The sequence below is a fragment of the Spiroplasma endosymbiont of Panzeria rudis genome (assembly GCF_964019705.1).
In the GTDB taxonomy this organism is placed as follows: domain Bacteria; phylum Bacillota_I; class Bacilli_A; order Mycoplasmatales; family VBWQ01; genus Spiroplasma_E; species Spiroplasma_E ixodetis_A.
In genome coordinates, this window is record NZ_OZ026460.1 from 1,018,869 (window position 1) to 1,038,318 (window position 19,450).

15 protein-coding genes and 2 pseudogenes are annotated in these 19,450 nt (G+C 24.1%); 11 read left to right on the forward strand and 6 right to left on the reverse strand.

The genetic code is table 4. From position 1 onward, the window contains the following. Positions 1-9: 9 nt before the first annotated feature. Positions 10-1,731 carry a hypothetical protein gene (locus tag AACK89_RS05695; protein WP_338977858.1) on the reverse strand — a complete coding sequence of 574 codons (1,722 nt, stop codon included), beginning with the start codon at positions 1,729-1,731 and terminating at the stop codon, positions 10-12. A gap of 228 nt (positions 1,732-1,959) precedes the next feature. On the opposite strand from AACK89_RS05695, the gene AACK89_RS05700 reads away from it, so the two are divergent. After that, positions 1,960-2,238, forward strand: a complete 279-nt coding sequence (locus tag AACK89_RS05700) for a transposase (RefSeq protein WP_338977860.1) — start codon at positions 1,960-1,962, stop codon at positions 2,236-2,238. A 151-nt stretch (positions 2,239-2,389) separates the two neighbouring features. On the opposite strand, the gene AACK89_RS05705 is transcribed toward AACK89_RS05700, so the two are convergent. From AACK89_RS05705 to AACK89_RS05720, 4 genes are all read right to left on the reverse strand, one after another. Beyond that, positions 2,390-3,628: an IS256 family transposase gene (locus tag AACK89_RS05705; RefSeq protein WP_338979304.1), complete on the reverse strand. Its 1,239-nt coding sequence runs from the start codon at positions 3,626-3,628 to the stop codon at positions 2,390-2,392. Positions 3,629-3,685: 57 nt separating this feature from the next. Continuing rightward, positions 3,686-4,375, reverse strand: coding sequence for a hypothetical protein (locus tag AACK89_RS05710; RefSeq protein WP_338977863.1), 690 nt, complete (start codon positions 4,373-4,375; stop codon positions 3,686-3,688). Positions 4,376-4,464: 89 nt separating this feature from the next. Then, positions 4,465-4,731: a hypothetical protein gene (locus AACK89_RS05715; RefSeq protein ID WP_338975443.1), complete on the reverse strand. Its 267-nt coding sequence runs from the start codon at positions 4,729-4,731 to the stop codon at positions 4,465-4,467. 168 nt (positions 4,732-4,899) lie between these two features. Further along, a complete protein-coding gene (locus tag AACK89_RS05720) occupies positions 4,900-5,760 on the reverse strand; it encodes a ribonuclease HIII (protein ID WP_338977864.1) in 861 nt (286 codons plus the stop codon). Between the two features lie 131 nt (positions 5,761-5,891). Here AACK89_RS05720 and acpS point away from each other — a divergent pair, with 131 nt between their 5' ends. The 7 genes and pseudogenes from acpS to AACK89_RS05755 form a co-directional block, all read left to right on the forward strand. Further along, positions 5,892-6,212 (forward strand): holo-ACP synthase, encoded by a 321-nt coding sequence (gene acpS / locus AACK89_RS05725; RefSeq protein ID WP_338973757.1) that lies wholly within the window; start codon positions 5,892-5,894, stop codon positions 6,210-6,212. Positions 6,213-6,240: 28 nt separating this feature from the next. Beyond that, positions 6,241-7,548, forward strand: a complete 1,308-nt coding sequence (locus tag AACK89_RS05730; protein WP_338977865.1) for a thymidine phosphorylase — start codon at positions 6,241-6,243, stop codon at positions 7,546-7,548. A 74-nt stretch (positions 7,549-7,622) separates the two neighbouring features. Beyond that, on the forward strand, positions 7,623-8,951 hold the full coding sequence (locus AACK89_RS05735) for a hypothetical protein (RefSeq protein ID WP_338977867.1): 1,329 nt from the start codon (positions 7,623-7,625) through the stop codon (positions 8,949-8,951). A 154-nt stretch (positions 8,952-9,105) separates the two neighbouring features. Next, a complete protein-coding gene (locus tag AACK89_RS05740) occupies positions 9,106-9,858 on the forward strand; it encodes a segregation/condensation protein A (RefSeq protein WP_338975399.1) in 753 nt (250 codons plus the stop codon). After that, a complete protein-coding gene (scpB, locus tag AACK89_RS05745; protein WP_252319679.1) occupies positions 9,851-10,432 on the forward strand; it encodes an SMC-Scp complex subunit ScpB in 582 nt (193 codons plus the stop codon). The genes AACK89_RS05740 and scpB overlap by 8 nt, the downstream gene beginning before the upstream one ends. Next, positions 10,425-11,162 carry a pseudouridine synthase gene (locus tag AACK89_RS05750; protein ID WP_281748443.1) on the forward strand — a complete coding sequence of 246 codons (738 nt, stop codon included), beginning with the start codon at positions 10,425-10,427 and terminating at the stop codon, positions 11,160-11,162. The genes scpB and AACK89_RS05750 overlap by 8 nt, the downstream gene beginning before the upstream one ends. 134 nt (positions 11,163-11,296) lie before the next feature. Then, positions 11,297-11,635 (forward strand): annotated as a pseudogene (locus AACK89_RS05755) (transposase); the annotation flags it as partial. Positions 11,636-11,676: 41 nt separating this feature from the next. Here the strand turns inward: AACK89_RS05755 and AACK89_RS05760 are convergent. Continuing rightward, positions 11,677-12,776, reverse strand: a protein-coding gene (locus AACK89_RS05760; RefSeq protein WP_338977869.1) for an IS3 family transposase whose coding sequence is annotated in 2 segments (ribosomal slippage) — positions 11,677-12,533 and positions 12,533-12,776 — 1,101 coding nt in all. Because the reading frame shifts where the segments join, the coding sequence is not laid out codon by codon here. Positions 12,777-13,235: 459 nt separating this feature from the next. On the opposite strand from AACK89_RS05760, the gene AACK89_RS05765 reads away from it, so the two are divergent. The 3 genes and pseudogenes from AACK89_RS05765 (at position 13,236) to AACK89_RS05775 (ending at position 19,269) form a co-directional block, all read left to right on the forward strand. Continuing rightward, positions 13,236-17,585, forward strand: coding sequence for a PolC-type DNA polymerase III (locus AACK89_RS05765; protein ID WP_338977871.1), 4,350 nt, complete (start codon positions 13,236-13,238; stop codon positions 17,583-17,585). Positions 17,586-17,671: 86 nt separating this feature from the next. Further along, on the forward strand, positions 17,672-18,433 hold the full coding sequence (locus tag AACK89_RS05770; protein ID WP_338977873.1) for a Pr6Pr family membrane protein: 762 nt from the start codon (positions 17,672-17,674) through the stop codon (positions 18,431-18,433). 102 nt (positions 18,434-18,535) lie between these two features. Then, positions 18,536-19,269 (forward strand): annotated as a pseudogene (locus AACK89_RS05775) (class II fructose-bisphosphate aldolase). The last annotated feature ends 181 nt before the right edge of the window (positions 19,270-19,450 follow it).

The window sequence follows — 19,450 nt, forward strand, 5'->3', positions numbered from 1 at the left end:
AGTTTTCTCCTAACTAACAATTTTTCGATTATACATTAAATAAGAAAGTAAGAATAAAAAGATAGAAAATCCACAATATATTTCAAGAACTGATTGATTATTTTGAAAATAATCAATGTTATCAGTTTTTATTTTTTTATTATTTAGTGTTAGTTTAAAATCAGGATAACTAAATAAAGTATTTTTTTGTGTATCAAAATCGATACTAGATGTTGCATAAGGTTCAAATCAAAAATCACCATAGTAGTCCATAAAATAAGTTCAAATTTGATTTCAATGTTCAATAAAATTTATTGCATTGATAAATTGATAACTATTTGCAATACTAATGTAATTTTTATAATTTTTATCATTAGTAACAGAATTATTAGTAATCTGACGATAAGTATGAATTTGATTATAAATATATTCTTCGGTTGTTCTAACTAAAAAATAAACAGGATTATAAAAAATTTTATTAAATTCATTACGAAAATCAAATTTATATGCATATGTATCAATAAAAATATTTTTAATTTCCTTGGGTGATAGTGGAACGGGTTTTTCTAATATTGGACCTGTAATTTGTATATAAGTATTATTAATATCAGTATCGTATGTTAATAGTGAAGGTGCTTTACCACTTTGCAGATCCATAAATGAATCAATATTATACTTTTTATCATAATCATTAATTATATTAATTAAGTCTTCTGTAATTTGATTATTATCAACATTATTTTTTAATTCATCTAAGTTTTTAAAATAACTATTAAAAGTAATTTTCATAAATATATCTTTATTTTGAAATTCAATTGGTTTTCAAGTGGTTGTTTTACCACTAAGAGTTTTAACAGTAGGATTTGTTTTAATAAATCCTAATTTTTGATAAAAATCAATACGCTTATTAATAACATTATTTTTTTTAATATCCTTTAATTCTTGATCACTAAGATTAGAATAAAAATCAAAAATAGCTTTTGTTAAATTTGGATATTTAATTAATCCTTTTTCTAAATTTTGTTTAAATAAAATTGCTTCTTTGATTTCACTAACAGTATATTGGATATTATTTTCAAAATTAATTTTAATAATGTCACTATTTATTTTGGTTAATGAGTAAGGCAAACCACCTAATAAAAATAGACTACAGAAAATAACAAAAATTAAAAAAACTGTTTGTGATGGAGTAAAAACTAACATTGTTACTACACCAACAGTAACTAAAACAGCAAATAAAGAGCAAAAGCCAAAAAACTTTAGGATAGTTAATACGTAAAAAGCTAAATAAGAAACTTTTATAATAATTCCACAAATCCCGCCAAATATTAATAAAGCAATAATATTTATGAAAATAAAAGTTAAACTCATAAAAAATAAAGTAGCGTATTGAGTTAAAATAATAAAATTTCTTGTATAAGGTTTAGTAAGTAATAATAAGAAAGAACTATCTTCAAATTGAGTACCAAAAATTTTTATAGCATTTAATAAAATAAAAATAAATAAAAATATATTATAAAAAATCATAATATAATATTGTAAATCAATAATAAAATCTTCTATTGATAAATTTAAAAAAAACAAAACACTAATGCTCAATACCGAAATTACTATTGAAAATAAAAATAAAAATGCCGTAATAAAACTGTAACTAATTTTAATTATAATTAATCTAAATAACTTAAATCAACTTGCCTTTTTGGTTTTAGTTTTTTCTATAGTTTTCGTTGTGGTTTCTAGTAATCTGTCCATTATTTTTTCTCCTTTACATATTATCAATTATAATCAATTATTTTTTTTGTTTATAAAATATAATTTAATGAAAAAGAAAAATTATTTTTTATTAAACTGCATAAAAAAAGAAAAATTATTTAAACATTTTAATTATAAGTAATAAAATTTAATGGATAGGTTACACTTTATTGGACACTAATTACGTAGACAAGTGAACAAATTAGTTAAAAGAAAGGAACTATAATTATGGCCAATATTAACTCATATACCGATGAATTTAAAAAACAAATAGTAGCTTTATATCAAAGCGGTAAGTCAGTGTCTTGTCTTGCTAAAGAGTACAATGTTACAAGAGCAGCTACTTATAATTGAATTAAGCAATTTACTAATTCAAGCAGTTTTAAAACTAAAGATAATCGTTCTATTGAAGAAAATGAATTAATTAAATTAAGAAAAGAATTAAAACAGTTACGAATGGAAAATGATATTTTAAAGCAAGCAGCACTAATAATAGGCAGAAAATAGAAATTATTGCTAAAAATAAAGTTAAATATAAAATTCGCACAATGTGTCGTTTTTTAAAACTTTCTAAATCAACATATTATTTTAATTTAAAGGAAAAAGAAAAAAAACAGAGGCTTTTTAATAATCTGTGTATCTTTGTTTTACAAAGTTACTAATTTAGATTAATTCTGTCTTCAAATTTTATCATAAAATGAGCAATTGCTATATTTCAATTTTGAATAGGCAATGTTCATTTTTTTGTTATATTTTCAATTGCCAAGTAAAATATTTTGAAAACTGCCATATCATTAGGAAAAACTTTTTTATTTCTGATGATTTTTCGTAATTGACTATTAACAGATTCAATAGCATTTGTAGTATAAATCACTCTTTTGATTTCTACTGGATAACTAATAAAAACCATTAAATTATCTCAATTTTTATATCAAGATTTAGTAATTTGAGGATATTGTTTATTTCATTTACTTTCAAACGATTCTAAAGCTTGCATTGCTTGTTCTTCACTACATGCACTATAAATTGGTTTTAAATCTGCAACTAGACCTTTTCGATGTTTGTATGAAACATATTTTAAACTATTTCTAATTTGATGAACAATGCATAATTGATGTTCTGTTTTAGGATAAACTGATTGTATTGCTTCTGACATGCCTGTTAAATTATCACTACAAGCAATAAGAATATCATTTAAGCCACGATTTTTCATTTCTGTGAAATTAGATAATCAAAACTTAGAACCTTCATTTTCACTAATTCATAATCCTAAAACATCTTTTTTGCCTTCTAAATCAACTCCTAATGCTATATAAACTGATTTGTTAATAATCCGTTTATCTTGTCGTACTTTAACTACTATACAATCAAAATAAACAATAGGATAAATACTTTCTAATGGTCGATTTTGTCATGCTTTAACATCATCAATAACATCATCAGTAATTTGACTAATAACACTTTCACTAATATCAGCACCATGATATAACTCTTGCAACTGCATTCTAATGTCAGATAATGTCATTCCTTTTGCATACAAGGAAAGAACTTGTTGATCAAAACCATCAAATCTTCTTTGCCTTTTAGGAACTATTACAGGAGTAAAATTACTATTGCGATCTCTTGGTACATCAATTTCAATTTTACCTTGTTGAGTTATTAATTTTTTTGAACTTGTACCATTACGAGCATTTTCAGTAGTACTATGTTGATTTTTTTCATATCCTAAATAATTTTGCATTTCAGAATTCAACATTTTTTCAACTAATCTTTTTGTTAATTCTTTATATAAACCGCCAGGTTTAAAAACTGTTGTTAAATCTTCAGTATTTTCTAGTAATAAATCTACTGCTTTTGATATTGGATCATTATTATTAAAGTTATCTTTTTTAGCCATCTGTAACTCACTCTTTCTAGTCATTTAATTATATTTACTAGAATTAATTAAACATAGTTATTTTTGTAAGTTACACAGATTACTAAACATTTCCAATATTTCTTTATATTTTTCAAAGTCACTGGTATTAAATTGGTTGATTTCAATGGGATTTGTTTTGTTTTTTTTATTAAAAAAAACATCTCGTGATCAACTTGAAGCTGCTGAAGTGAAAAATGTGCCAAGTGCAGTATCAAGTAATACCATAACATAATTTTGTCAATTTCAAAATATAGCATCAATATAATCTTGGGATGTGTGTTCTTTACCATCAATGGGAAAATTAGAAACTACTCTTTGTAAATTTTTACCAGTAAGTCCAATATAAATTTCTAATAATCCTAAAAATTTATATGCAATATTTCTTATTATTCCTGGTTTTGTTTGATCAATAAAATTTTGTATTATTGTTAAATATTTATATAATTTTAATAAAACATTTAAATCTCTATTATTAGAATTTTCTTTAAATAATTTTAATTGTTCATTAAGTGCGTTGGTATTTGTTATAAATTTATTAAGATTATTAATAGTTTTTATAGTAATACCTTCTAAGAATTGATTTTCGGGTGATAATTTTCTTTCTTTTTTTTGAAAAGTTTTTAAATCTAAATTATCATCAATATATTTATCAATATCATTGTATTCTTTTTTATATATTTCTATTGTATTTCTATTAAAGTTTATTTTTAATAATTCTAAAATCACTATAATTACTGTTCCATTTTTTTCAACAAATGTTAGTTTTTGTCAGTATTGATTGTTATTAATGGTAATAGTGCTTTCATTAAAAAAAGTTAAACTATCAAAGTTATTTTTAATTTGGGTTTCATATTTTCAATTTCCATTATCATCGAGTTTTTTTGTGTTGTTCCTCCATAACGACTACTACAATTTATTCAATTATTTTCTTCACTATCTTCTATTTCGATAATTGTACTTGAACTATTAAGACTTTCAGTACTACTTGAATTGCTATCATTTATAGAAGGTTGTTGATGAGTAACTCCATAATTACTATGTTTATTTTTTTCTAATAAAGGCTTTTTTTCTTCATTTGGCATTTTATTTTCTCCTTTAAGTATAAAAGTCCTATTTTGTTTTTATAAACAAAATAGGACTTAAAAATATATTTAAACATATATCTGATTTGGATTATATCATTTATTTAATAGTTTTTAAATAAAAAATATCTTTTTATATATAGTTAATAAAAATTAAGTTTTAATTATTTATTTAAAAAATTCAGTAAATGATTTTTTGCTATGACGTTCAAGAAATTTATTAAATTCAATTGTTTTTTCATTTTTAATTTTTTCTAAAAATACATTAACTTCTTTTCCAGTACCTAATGGAATTGTATTAGTGTCAATACCTTTTATTTTTTTAATTTCTTCTAAAAATAAATAACGACTAATAATAGTACTACAAGCGATAGCTAAATACTTACTTTCTGCATTAGTAACAAATTGAACTTTATCTTTAATAATTTTATTACGATTATCTTTCATATTTTCAATGTATTTGTAATATGTATCTTCATTAATATATTGATCAATAACTATAGTATCATATTGAATTCTATGTTGTAACATACGAACTAATGCTTGATTTTCTCCTCAAGTTTTAATAATATTGGGGCTATAACCCGCATCAATTCATTGATTATATTTACGATTGTTAATGATTACTGACTCAAAAATAATTGTTTTCATAATATCTTGTGCTAATTCAATAAATTTACTTTGTGATAAGTCTTTATAATCGCGAATGTTAAGTAAACGTAATTTTTCTAAATTACCTGAACCAATATAAGAACTAATAATAACAAGTGGACCAAAAAAATTATTAATACCAAATTCAGCATTGCCAATGCATGGTGATTGATTTTCATCAAGTTGATTTCAAATACTGCGATATTCTGCAATAATATCTTCTTTAGTACCTTTAAAAATAACTTTTTCTTGATAAATTTCAATTTTTATATTATGATATTGAAATAATTCATAACTACTATTTTTATTATCAACTTTATAGTTTTGGTAGTGTTCTTTAATTAATGATTTTTGTTTTTGATTTAAGTAAAATGTCATTAATATACCACCATCTTTTCAAAATTTATTTGATTTATTGAAATTAATATCACACTTTCTTTCATATTAATTATATAATAAAAACAAGGATTTTAGGGTTTTAACCTTTTATTTTATATAAGGAGTTAACAATGCGTAGTGTAGGTATAGATATTATTGAAGTAAATCGAATAGAAAATATTGAAGAACTTGCTAAAAGAATTTTAAGTAAAAAAGAAATTATACTTTTTAATCAATATTCTTTACAACGTCAACAGGAATTTTTGGCAGGAAGATGAGCATTAAAAGAAGCAATTTTTAAGGCATTACCACAAGAAAAGTTAACATTTAAAAATATTGATATTAGCTATAATCAATATAATCAACCAATAACTATTATTAAGAATTATCAATTACTTTTATCTTTATCACATAATGAAACTAATGCAATTGCAATTGCAATTGTTATTTAATAAAAAGAAAGTAAGGTGTTTTATTAAAATGTATATGATTGATTTAATTTCTAAAAAGAAATTAGGACAAAGTTTAAATAAAGAAGAACTAAAATTTTTAACAGAAGGTATTGCCAATGAAACAATACCAGACTATCAAATTAGTGCTTGAGCAATGGCTGTTTATTTTCAGGGAATGACTAATGATGAATTAGTAGAATATACAAAAGCTATTATTAATAGTGGTGAAACCATGGATTTATCACAAATTACTGGTTTTAGTATTGATAAACATTCAACTGGTGGTGTTGGTGATAAAACTAGTTTAGTATTTGGTCCAATAGCTGCTGCTTGTGGATTAAAGGTTGCAAAAATTTCTGGAAGAGGATTGGGTATTACTGGTGGTACTATTGATAAACTGGAAATAATTCCAAATTTTAAATGTGATTTAGCAATATCAGATTTTATTAAAGTTGTTAATAAAGTTGGTATGAGTATTATTAGTCAAACTAGTAATTTAGTGCCTGCTGATAAAAAATTATATGCATTACGTGATGTTTCAGGAACAGTTGATTCATTACCATTAATTGCTGCTAGTGTTATGTCTAAAAAAATAGCAATGGGCGCTGATTTAATTTTACTAGACATTAAATGCGGAAAAGGTGCCTTTGTTCAGGATATAGTAACTGCAAGAGAGTTAGCAAAATTAATGGTACATATTGGTAAAGCTTTTAATAAAAAAATTTATGCTATTATTAGTGATATGAATAAGCCTTTAGGACGAACAATTGGTAATGCACTAGAATTACAAGAAGTTATTTTAAGTTTAAAAAATAAAGGACCAGAAGATTTGAAGATCCTTGTTAGTAATTTAGTAGCTTTAGCCTTATTGGGAGCTAAAAAGGTAAAAAACTTAAAAGAGGGTATTGATAAAGTTAATGCTATGTTTACTAGTGAAAAACCACTACAAATTTTTTATGATTTTGTTAAAAGTCAAGGTGGAGATACTAAATATCTTGATAATATTGATAAATTACCACCACCTAAATATATTATTAAAGTTAAGGCGCAATTATCGGGCTATTTAGATTTTACTAATAATTATGCTTTAGGTGAATTATCAGTAATATTAGGAGCAGGAAGAACTATGAAAACTGATATCATTGATCCGGTGGCAGGAATTTATTTAAAACAAATTCATGGTCAAAAAGTTGAAAAAAATAGTGTAATTATGGAACTCCATACTAATAAAGATCAACATTTCCATCAACAATTTTTAGATTTGGCAATTTCTACATTTCAGATTACTAATAAAAAATACGATATTAAACCAATAATTTTAGAAATAATAATGTAATTTAGTTTAAAATTGTTTATAATGTTACAGTATTTTAAAAATATTAATTAAATGAAATGATAAGGAGCGTTTTTGTGAAATCTTTATTAAAATTACTGGGCACACTTGCTTTAGCAACAACACCAGTTGTAACAGTTGTTGCTTGTGGTAGTGAAAATAATCAAATGACTCCAAGGGATATTCTTAATTTTGCTGCCTCTTTTGTTACTGATAGTAGTGTGCAAATTAAGGCTGATCTTAATTTATCAGATGATACCAATATAGGAGAAATGAAAGGTAAAATTTTTAGCAAATTAGATACTTCTGTGCAAACAGCTATTGGTAACTTTTTCTCTAGTAAACTTAAAGAAAGTACCAATGAACATCCAACAAATTGATATCACCCTGATGCACATGTCAAAATTATGGACTATGTTCCAAAAAAAGATAATGATAATGATGAAAAAGAAAAACCTAAGTTTGTTTTACCAACTGGTAGTGAATTAGTCAATGGTTATTTATGAGTAAAAGCGGAAATCTCTTATTTAAATTTACCATCAGTTACTAAAGATATTAAAATTACAATTAATAATGATACAAGTCATACTAGTGATCAAAAAAAAGCTGATGCAATTAAATATTTTATTGAGAAACTTATTAATGGAGAAATTAAAGATAATGTTTTAAATGTTAATGTTGAAAACTTACCAATTAGTGGAAAAATTGATGCACCTTCAAAAGAAGATATTGCTAGAACTCAGTTATCATATATTAAACAAAATTTAAATGTTGCCATTAAAGATAAAGTTCAATATTCTGGTTTAAGTTTAAGTTTTGAATTTTCAGGTGATTTTTCAGATGATGCTAAATCAACTTTATTTAAAATGGCAGATCCAACGGTGACCAATAATGATGATAAATCAATTGTATTTAATGGTAATGTTAGTAATATTACTATTGATTTCTTAGTTGGTAATCATGGTAAATCTACTTTTAATACTGGTGATATTGAAAGTAAGTCTGCTATTCAGATTAACCAAACTTTTGTTGATGCAACAACACAAATTTCAAAAATATTTTCTGAATGAACAGTTGATGCAGTAAAGGAATTACCAAATGCTTCAGAAAGTTTTTCAGATTATAAGGAAATGAATAATATAAAAGAACAAGTTATAACAAAGGGTTATTTTGCTAATATTAATAAAATTTATAGTATTTTTGTTCCCAAATGAAATGATAGTGTAATAACTATTACTAATCCCGAAAGTGGATTTAATCTTAATCCTAACGAAAAAAATGGTTATTTTAATTTAAACTTTAAATTAGAATATGACCTAAGTAAAGGCTTTCCAGATATAAAGACATCTTCAAAATTTGAAATAAATGTTGAAAATATTCATATTACGTTACGTGAAGTTAAATAATAATATTTAAATATATAATAACTTTTAAAACTTATTTTAATCATTAAAAAATTAAAAATAAGTTTTTTTATTTATTAAAGATTAATCAAGTACTATTAAATTAAGTTATAATTAATATTAATAAGTATAAAATGATATTGAGGGAACGAGAATAATGTTACAACCAGTAATTACAATTGAATCTTTTCAAGGACCAATGGATTTGCTTTTGCATTTAATTAAAGAAAAAAATATTGATATTTTAGATTTAAATCTAAATGATGTTACTAACCAATATGTTCATTTTATTAATGAAGAATTAATTAAAAACATTGATTTAGTAAGTGAATATTTACCGATTGCTGCTTATTTATTAGAATTGCAATCAAAACAATTATTACCAAAACAAGAACTAGTGGTAGATAGTGCTTATGAAAATGAAGTTAATCGTCAAAAATTAATTGCTCGTTTATTAGAATATAAAAAATTCAAAGAAATAAGTAATTATTTTAAAGAACAGGCTTTATATAGAACCCAATTATTAACAAAAACACCTAGTGATTTAAAAACATATTTAGTTGATGAAATTACACCAATTTTGGTAAAAAATAATATTAATAAATTAACACAAGCAATGTTAAACTTATTTAATAGACTACAAAATGAAAATAAATTACCAGTTAATTTAGCATTAAACTTAATTTCAGCTGAAGATCGAGCTAAAGAAATTAAACAGTTACTGAAGAAAAACCCCAAGCAACACTTTACTTTAGAACAATTATTTTTTACTAAAGCATTAACTTTACATTATTTTATTATTACTTTTATTGCAATTTTAGATCTTGCAAATCATCAAATTTTACATATTATACAAACTAATACTTTTACTGAAATTACAGTAATTTATCGAGGTGAGAAAAATGAATAATAGCAATTGAAAAACAAACGAAAGATTAGCAGTTTTACAAGGTTTATTATTTATTGCTGGCAATGAAGGCCTTGATTTATTAACACTTGCTGAATATTTAGAATTAACAAAAAAACCAAAGACTGTTGAAAATTTAATTGTGTCTTTACAAATGAAATTAAATGATGATGATACCAGTGGTTTAAGTTTAATTAAAGTTGGTAATATTTATAAATTAACAACAAAACCTATTCATTATAATCGCTATCAAGTATTAAAACAACAACCTTTAATACGTTTATCACAAGCAGCTTTAGAAACACTAGCTATTATTGCTTATAATCATCCAGTTACTAAACCACAAATTGAAGATATTCGTGGTGTAAATTGTGATTCTATTATTTTTAAACTAAAAAGTTTAAATTTAATTACTGAGATTGGTCGTAGTGAATTACCAGGAAAACCAATTTTATATGATTTAACTGATGAATTTATGGATCATTTTAATATCGAATCTTTAACTCAATTACCAACTTTGCCTCAATTTAATAACCAAAATGATGAACAAGAAATCTACAACTTTACTAATGAATAATGATTTAGAACGCTTGCAAAAAGCTATTGCTAATTCTGGAGTATGTTCACGACGAAAAGCAGAATTACTAATTATTAATGGGCAAGTAACAGTTAATGGGCAAATTATTACAACGTTAGGTTTTAAAGTTACAAGTAGTGATGTTATTAAAGTTAATAATCAAATTATTAAGCAATCTAATCATATTTATTTAGCATTTTATAAACCACCTAATTGTTTAACAACAGTCAGTGATCCTAAAAATCGACCAACGGTAATGAATTATTTTACTAATATTAATAGTAGAATTTACCCAGTCGGTCGTTTAGATTTTGATACTTCAGGTTTGTTGTTAATGACTAATGATGGTGAATTTACTAATGCTATTATTCATCCTCGTTATAAAATAGATAAGGTATATGAAGTATTGGCAAGTGGTATTTTGTCATCAAATGCTATTAAAAAACTACAAGACGGTATTATTTTATCAACTTCATTTACAACTTCTCCTGCTATTGTTAAAATAATTTATAAAAATATAAAAAAAGAAAATACTTTACTACATCTAACCATTCATGAGGGACAAAATCAACAAGTTAAACGTATGATTAAAGCAATAGGAAGTAGAGTAATTACTTTAAAACGTTTACAAGTTGCTAATATTACTTTAAAAGGTTTAACAATGGGTGAATATCGTTATTTGACAGAAGAAGAAGTAACAACATTGATGAAATTGAGTCAAAAGAGTTAAAATAAAAGAATAATTTATTTTTTAATATAACAACTTTTTAGGAAATGTTTAGTAATCTGTGTAACTTACAAAAATAACTATGTTTAATTAATTCTAGTAAATATAATTAAATGACTAGAAAGAGTGAGTTACAGATGGCTAAAAAAGATAACTTTAATAATAATGATCCAATATCAAAAGCAGTAGATTTATTACTAGAAAATACTGAAGATTTAACAACAGTTTTTAAACCTGGCGGTTTATATAAAGAATTAACAAAAAGATTAGTTGAAAAAATGTTGAATTCTGAAATGCAAAATTATTTAGGATATGAAAAAAATCAACATAGTACTACTGAAAATGCTCGTAATGGTACAAGTTCAAAAAAATTAATAACTCAACAAGGTAAAATTGAAATTGATGTACCAAGAGATCGCAATAGTAATTTTACTCCTGTAATAGTTCCTAAAAGGCAAAGAAGATTTGATGGTTTTTGGAATGGCAACCCTTTTTAGGACTATTTTTTGGTAGACATTTATTTTTGATAATTAACTGGAGTTAAGTAGTTTAAAGTGCTGTGAATTCTTATGTTGTTATATCAGTTGATGTAATCAAATAATTCTAATTTTAATTGGATTAATGATGTAAAATTTTTATCATTAATAAATTCAATTTTGAAAGTTTTAAAAGTTGCTTCAGCAACAGCGTTATCATAAGGACAACCTTTTTTGCTTAAAGAGCGATTAAGATTGAATGCTAGTAAAAGTTTATCAATAATTTTATTATTAAATTCATTACCGCGATCACTATGAAATATTTGAATATCTTTTAAACAACGATTTGAGTGCATAAATGCTTGATGTACTAATGATGCATCTTTTTTAGTACCTACACTATGTCCAATAATTTCGCGGTTAAATAGGTCAATTAATAGGCAAATATAGTTTCATTTACCATTAACTTGAACATAAGTTAAATCACTAACAATAACTTCATTTTTAAGCCTATTATTAAAGTTTCTATTAACGATATTGGTTATTTGACTATTGTTGACTTTATTATGATGATTTTTGAATGATAATTTAGTGTATTTTGATATTAAATTATGTTTATTCATAATTTCTTTAATTTTTCTGCATGACAAATAAATATTCTTTTCTTTTAGAACAACTTTTAATCTTCTTGTTCCATAAACTTCTTTATTTTCTTTAAAAGCACTAATAACAGCTTCATCATAAATATTATTTTGTTTTTTTTCTTTTTCCTTTAAATTAAAATAATATGTTGATTTAGAAAGTTTTAAAAAACGACACATTGTGCGAATTTTATATTTAACTTTATTTTTAGCAATAATTTCTATTTTCTGCCTATTATTAGTGCTGCTTGCTTTAAAATATCATTTTCCATTCGTAACTGTTTTAATTCTTTTCTTAATTTAATTAATTCATTTTCTTCAATAGAACGATTATCTTTAGTTTTAAAACTGCCTGAATTAGTAAATTGCTTAATTCAATTATAAGTAGCTGCTCTTGTAACATTGTACTCTTTAGCAAGACAAGACACTGACTTACCGCTTTGATATAAAGCTACTATTTGTTTTTTAAATTCATCGGTATATGAGTTAATATTGGCCATAATTATAGTTCCTTTCTTTTAACTAATTTGTTCACTTGTCTACGTAATTAGTGTCCAATAAAGTGTAACCTATCCAAAAGAACAAAAAAAATCTTTTAATAAACCATCTATACAAACAAGAAATCAACAATTAAATTCAAATTTTAATGTGAATAATATAAATGCTATTTTTGAAACCGAAACATTACCTAAAACAAATAATCCAATAACACCTTCATGATAAAAAGTAATGCCTAATATTTAGGCATTACTTTTTATTGTAATTAAATTATTTTGTTTTTATTTTTTTTTATAACTAAAATTTCATACTTTTTTTATATAAGAATAAGAATAAGAATTTTAATTAAGTTATAATTAAAATATGAAATTTGATTAAACATTAGAATAATGATTTAATATATTTTAATTAAAATATAGTTATTATTGTTAATTATTTAGTATTAAGAGAGGGAAAAATATATGAACCAAGATTTGCAAAAACTTTTCCATGAAATGGATTTTAATGATGTTAATAATGAATTTAATCATGCCACTATTAAAAAAGTACAATATTTTCATCATAATCAACAAGTAATAATTACCATCAATTTACCTAATTTTCTAACAACTACTACTTTAAAAAGTTTTGAACAACATTTTGAAAAATTACCTGTTTCGAATATTAGTGTCGATTTTAATGTTTCTCTTACTGCTGATGAATCAACTGTATTAACATATTTTCATTATATTAAAACTCATAAATTGCAACTATTAGCTGGCATTTATTATTCTTTACCCGACTCAGCAATTAATTATAAAAATAATATTATTACCATTACTATTCATAATAGTATTGAAGAGAAATTAATAACTAATGAATTTTTACAATTTATTAATTACTTTCAACAATATGGTTTTAAAAAAATTCAATTAAAAACTAAAATAAATAAAGCAGAGCAACCATTTATTAGTTATGAAAATGAATCTAAAACAGAAATTAGCAAAATTACCAACAATTTAAAAACTAAAATTACTAAAAATAATGTAAGTAAAAATTTTAGTACCACTACTTATCGCAAAAAAGCAAAAGTTAATTTAGAAATAACAGACCCAACTCATAGCATTAAAGATATCATTGGCGACGAACCCAATATTATTATTAGTGGTAAAGTTTTTAAAATTAATAAATTTTTAACCAAAACTCAAAAATGATTTTATTCATTTTGAATTACTGATTATAGCGATGCAATTACTTGCAAAGCATTTATTAATAGCGATCAACGAGATGAGAAATTTGATAATATTAAAGTTGATGATTGAATAAAAATTAATGCTAATAGTCGTTATGATAATTATAGTAAAGAACAAGTACTATGAATTGATGATTTAATTATCGATTTAAATAATAAAAATGCTAACAATAATGATGATGCTAAAACTAAAAGAATTGAATTTCATACTCATACTAAAATGAGTGCTATGGATGGTATTACTTCAGCAAGTGATTATATCAATCAAGTAGCTAAATGAGGACACCAAGCAATTGGTTTTACTGATCACTTAAATGTACAAGCATACCCAGATATTGCTAATGCTGCTAAAAAACATCCAAACTTAAAAGTAATGTATGGTGTTGAAATGGATTTAATCCCCGATAATATTAGTATTACTAAAAATAATATTAATACATCATTATTAGATTTAGAATACATTGTTCTTGACTTAGAAACAACTGGTTTATCAACCAATTATCACGAAATTATTGAATTTGGTTATACAATTGTTAAAGACAATATGATTTTAAAACAAGATACAATTTTAATTAAACCAAATAATCCCATACCTGAACATATTACTGAACTTACTAGTATTACCAATGTTATGCTAAAAGATAAACAAACATTACAACAAATATTGCCAACAATTATTTCAATAATTGGTAATAAAACAATAGTTGCTCATAATGCTAACTTTGACTTTGGTTTTTTACAAGCAGCAATGAAACAATTGGGTTTCATGCCTTTAAATAATCCTGTCATTGATACTTTGCAATTATCTAGAGCAATTCTACCACAACTAAAATATTATCGATTAGGTACTATTTGTCGTACTTATGGCATTAAATATGATGATGAAATTGCTCACCGTGCTGATTATGATGCTAATGTATTAGCACAAGTATTTTTAAAAATGTTACAACAATTAAAAACAGAATTTAATTGTATTAATTTACAAGAAATTAATAACTTAATTAATGAACAAATTAATTATAAACTTCGTGGTGAACATATTACTATTTTTGCAAAAAATCAATTAGGTTTAAAAGATTTATATCAATTAGTTTCACTATCTCATACAAAGTATTTTTATAAAACACCAAAAATCATATCAGAAGCAATTAATGAAAATAGAAAAGAATTATTAATTGGTAGTAGTTGTATAAATGGTGCTGTTTTTGAAACAGCATTAAATAAAAGTGAAGAAGAACTAATTAAAATAATGAAGTGATTTGATTTTATTGAAATCCAACCACCTGCTGTTTATAAACACTTAATACAGTTAGGAAATATTACTAAAGAACAATTACATGATACTATTAAAAAAATTATTAATAATGCCCTTAAATTAAATAAATTAGTAATTGCTACTAGCGATGCCCACTATTTACATCCCCATGAAAAAATATATCGTGATGTTATTATTAATAGCAAAGCAATTGGTGGTTTATTGCACCCATTATTTGATCGTAAAGGTAAAGTTACATCATATCCTGATCAACATTTAAGAACTACTAATCAAATGTTAACAGAATTTAATTTTTTAGATGACCCTAATTTAATTAATGATATTGTTATTAATAATCCTTTGCAATTAGCTAAACAATTTGAAATGATTAAACCAATCAAAGATGGCTTATTTACACCAAGTATTATTAATGTTGATACTAAATTACGTAATCTTTGTTATGAACAAGCATGAAATCGTTACGGTAATCCATTACCAACATATGTAGAAAAACGTTTAACTCGTGAATTAGATGCAATTATTACTCATGGTTTTGCTGTTGTTTATTGAATTGCACACAAATTAGTAGAAAAATCTTTACAAGATGGTTATCTTGTTGGTAGTCGTGGCTCAGTTGGTTCATCTTTAGTAGCTACTTTTGCTAACATTACTGAGGTTAACCCACTACAACCACACTATTTATGTCCACAATGTAAAACTAGTGAATTTATTAGTAATGGTTCTTATAAGTGTGGTTATGATTTACCAAAAAAAATGTGTTCACAATGCAATATTGATTTAATTACTGATGGTCATGATATTCCTTTTGAAACATTCTTAGGATTTGATGGTGATAAAACACCTGATATTGATTTAAACTTTTCTGGTGAATATCAAAATAAAGCTCATGATTTTACTAAAGAAATGTTTGGTGAAGAAAATGTTTTTCGTGCCGGAACAATTTCAACAATTGCCAATAAAACAGCTTATGGTTATGTTAAAGCTTATGCAGAAAAAATTGGTCAATCAGATATGCGTGCAGCAAAACTAGAGTTACTAAGTCAAGGATGTGTTGGAATTAAAAGAACAACTGGTCAACATCCTGGTGGTATTATTGTTGTACCAAAAGAATATAATATTAATGATTTTACACCAATTAATTTTCCAGCTGATGATACTAGTTCTACATGAAAAACTACCCACTTTGATTTTAATGCTATTCATGATAATTTATTAAAATTAGATATTCTAGGTCATGTTGATCCAACAGCATTAAAAATGTTAGAAAATTTAACTGGTATTGATCCAAAAACAATTCCTAATCAAGATGAAAAAGTTTTATCATTATTTTCTAATTTAAGTTCCTTAAATATTACTAGTGATGATTTACTTGGCGAAAAAACAGGAGCAATTGGTATCCCTGAATTTGGTACTGGTTTTGTTCGTAAAATGTTAAGTGATACATTACCTACTTCATTTTCTGAATTAGTACAAATATCTGGTTTATCACATGGTACTGACGTTTGATTAAATAATGCTGATGAATTAATTTCACAACAAGGTTTAAAACTAAAAGATGTAATTGGTTGTCGTGATGATATTATGACTTATTTAGTATATCAAGGCTTACCAGCAAAAATTGCTTTTAATATTATGGAAGATGTCCGTAAAGGAAAAGGCATTAAACAAGAATATGAAAAGTTAATGCAAGAAAAGAAAGTTCCTAATTGATACATTCAATCTTGCAAAAAAATTAAATATATGTTTCCTAAAGCACACGCTACTGCTTATGTATTAATGGCATGAAGAGTAGCTTGATTTAAAGTTTATTATCCACATGAATATTATGCTACTTATTTTACAACAAGATGCGAAATTTTTGATATTAAAACTATGTTACAAGGTATTGGTGCTATTACTAATAAATTAAAAGATATTAATAACAGATTAAGAAAAAATGATGGTCAAAAAAATACAGTTACTACTAAAGAAAAAGATTTAATCCCATTATTAGAAGTGGCATTAGAAATGAATGCTAGAAATATTAAATTTAGCAATATTAGTTTAGAACATTCTGATGCTAAACTTTTTCAAGTTAAAGTAATAAATGGTGAAAAACAAATTTTACCACCATTTATTACTTTAGATGGATTGGGTGAAATTGTGGCTAATTCAATTGTTAAAGCAAGGAGTGAACAAGCAATTACTTCAAAAAATGATTTACAACTACGAACTAATATTACTAAAACTAATTATCAACTATTAAATAAGTTAGGAGTATTAGAACATTTAGAAGAAAATACACAATTAATGTTAGAATTATAATACAAAGAAAAAAGAAAAGATGTGGGATTATTATGTATAAATTAAGTAACAAAGCCAACTTTTATATACGTTTATCTGCATTAATAATGATAATTTTATTTTTAATTATTGATTTAATTAGTGCAATATATTATCCAATGGAAAAATTTGAACATTTAGGATATAGTGAACGAGTAAGTAACTACTATGCTTTTTTTACTACTGAGAGTAATTATATGGTTGTTATTTATTTTTGTGTTTATTTATTTGATTCTTATTTTCGTGGTACTAAACCAAGTTTTCAAACTCGATTAGCAGTAACTGTTTATATTACTATTACGATGTTAGTATTTTGAATAGGTATTTTCACTGCTGAGCAAGATCCAAAACAATACAGTGCTTATAATTGAATTGCAACATTAATTTTACACTTATTAATGCCAATAATTATGATTACTAGTTTTATTGTTACGTCAGGTCATCAATATATTAATATGAAACAACAACATAAAATATATTTATGATTAATTGTTATTTATCCAGCAATTTATTGTATTGTTATTCTAATTAGAGGTCATTTACGTTATTTAGATTTTATAGAAACTGGTCATCCACCAAGAGATACATGATATCCATATTTTTTCTTTGATTATTCAAATGGCGAATATGGATGATTAATCGCTGCTAGTGCTGTTGTTTTTGTTTTTGGTTTAGTTTTCAGTTTACAATATTTTTATATTTGAATTAATAACTTAATGTTCAAACGTTATCAAACTTCTGAACATCGTTTATATGATTTTTATCAAAAAATATTACGTCAACTTAATAAAAAAAAGAAAAGCAAAATTAAAAAGAAAAGAAAAAAGTAAAAATTTAAAACATATCTTATATTCCTTACATGATAAATATTATTGATATAATTAAAAAAAAGAAAAGTTAGGTGATTGTAATTGAAAATTAACTTGAAAACAATGTTAAAACATGCACAAATTAACAAATACGCAATCCCAAGTTTTAACTTTGATAATTTAGAAATGTTAATTGCAATTACTAATGTAGCCGAAAAACAAAAAGCACCAATATGTTTAATGATAACACCTAACACTATTAATTGTATTGATTTAAAATATGTACTTGCTATTATTAATAATGTTATTAATCGTGCAAAAGTACCAATTTTTTTACAACTAGACCACTGTCTTGATCCACACTTTATTAAAACTAAAATTACATCTGATTTTAGTTCAGTTATGTTAAATTACAGTAACTATCCAATTAAAGAAAATATTGAAAAAACTAAAGATATTGTTCATTTTGCTGCTCCTTTTGTATTATTGTTGAATCAGAGATTTTTTACAATAATACAAAAGGAGATATTACTAATGACATTAATTTAATTGAACAAGCAATATTATTTAGAAATAAAACTAATATTAATTGTCTTGTATTTACTGCTATCAATAGTCATCATCAAGATAATAGACAAGATTTAAAAATTTCTCTAATTAAAGAAATTGCTATTAAAATGCCTGAATTTTTTTTAGTATTACATGATAATATTACTATTAATGATGAACAATTAACTCTAGCAATTAAAGCTGGTATTACTAAAGTTAATATTAGTAGTGATTTAAGAAAGATTTACGTTGAAAGTCTAAAAAAAGTTTGCAAACTAATTCTAATTTGTCTAATCTTAATACATTAACAGAAAATGCAATGATAGCTATTCAGAAATTTGTTGAAGAAAAAATAATTCTCTTAGGAGCAAATAATCGATATAAATTTTAGTTTTTATACTTATAAAGTATATTTCAAAATAAAATAAAAAGTGAACAATATTGTTCACTTAAAATAGTAACTATTTTATTTTTTTAAAATATAAATAA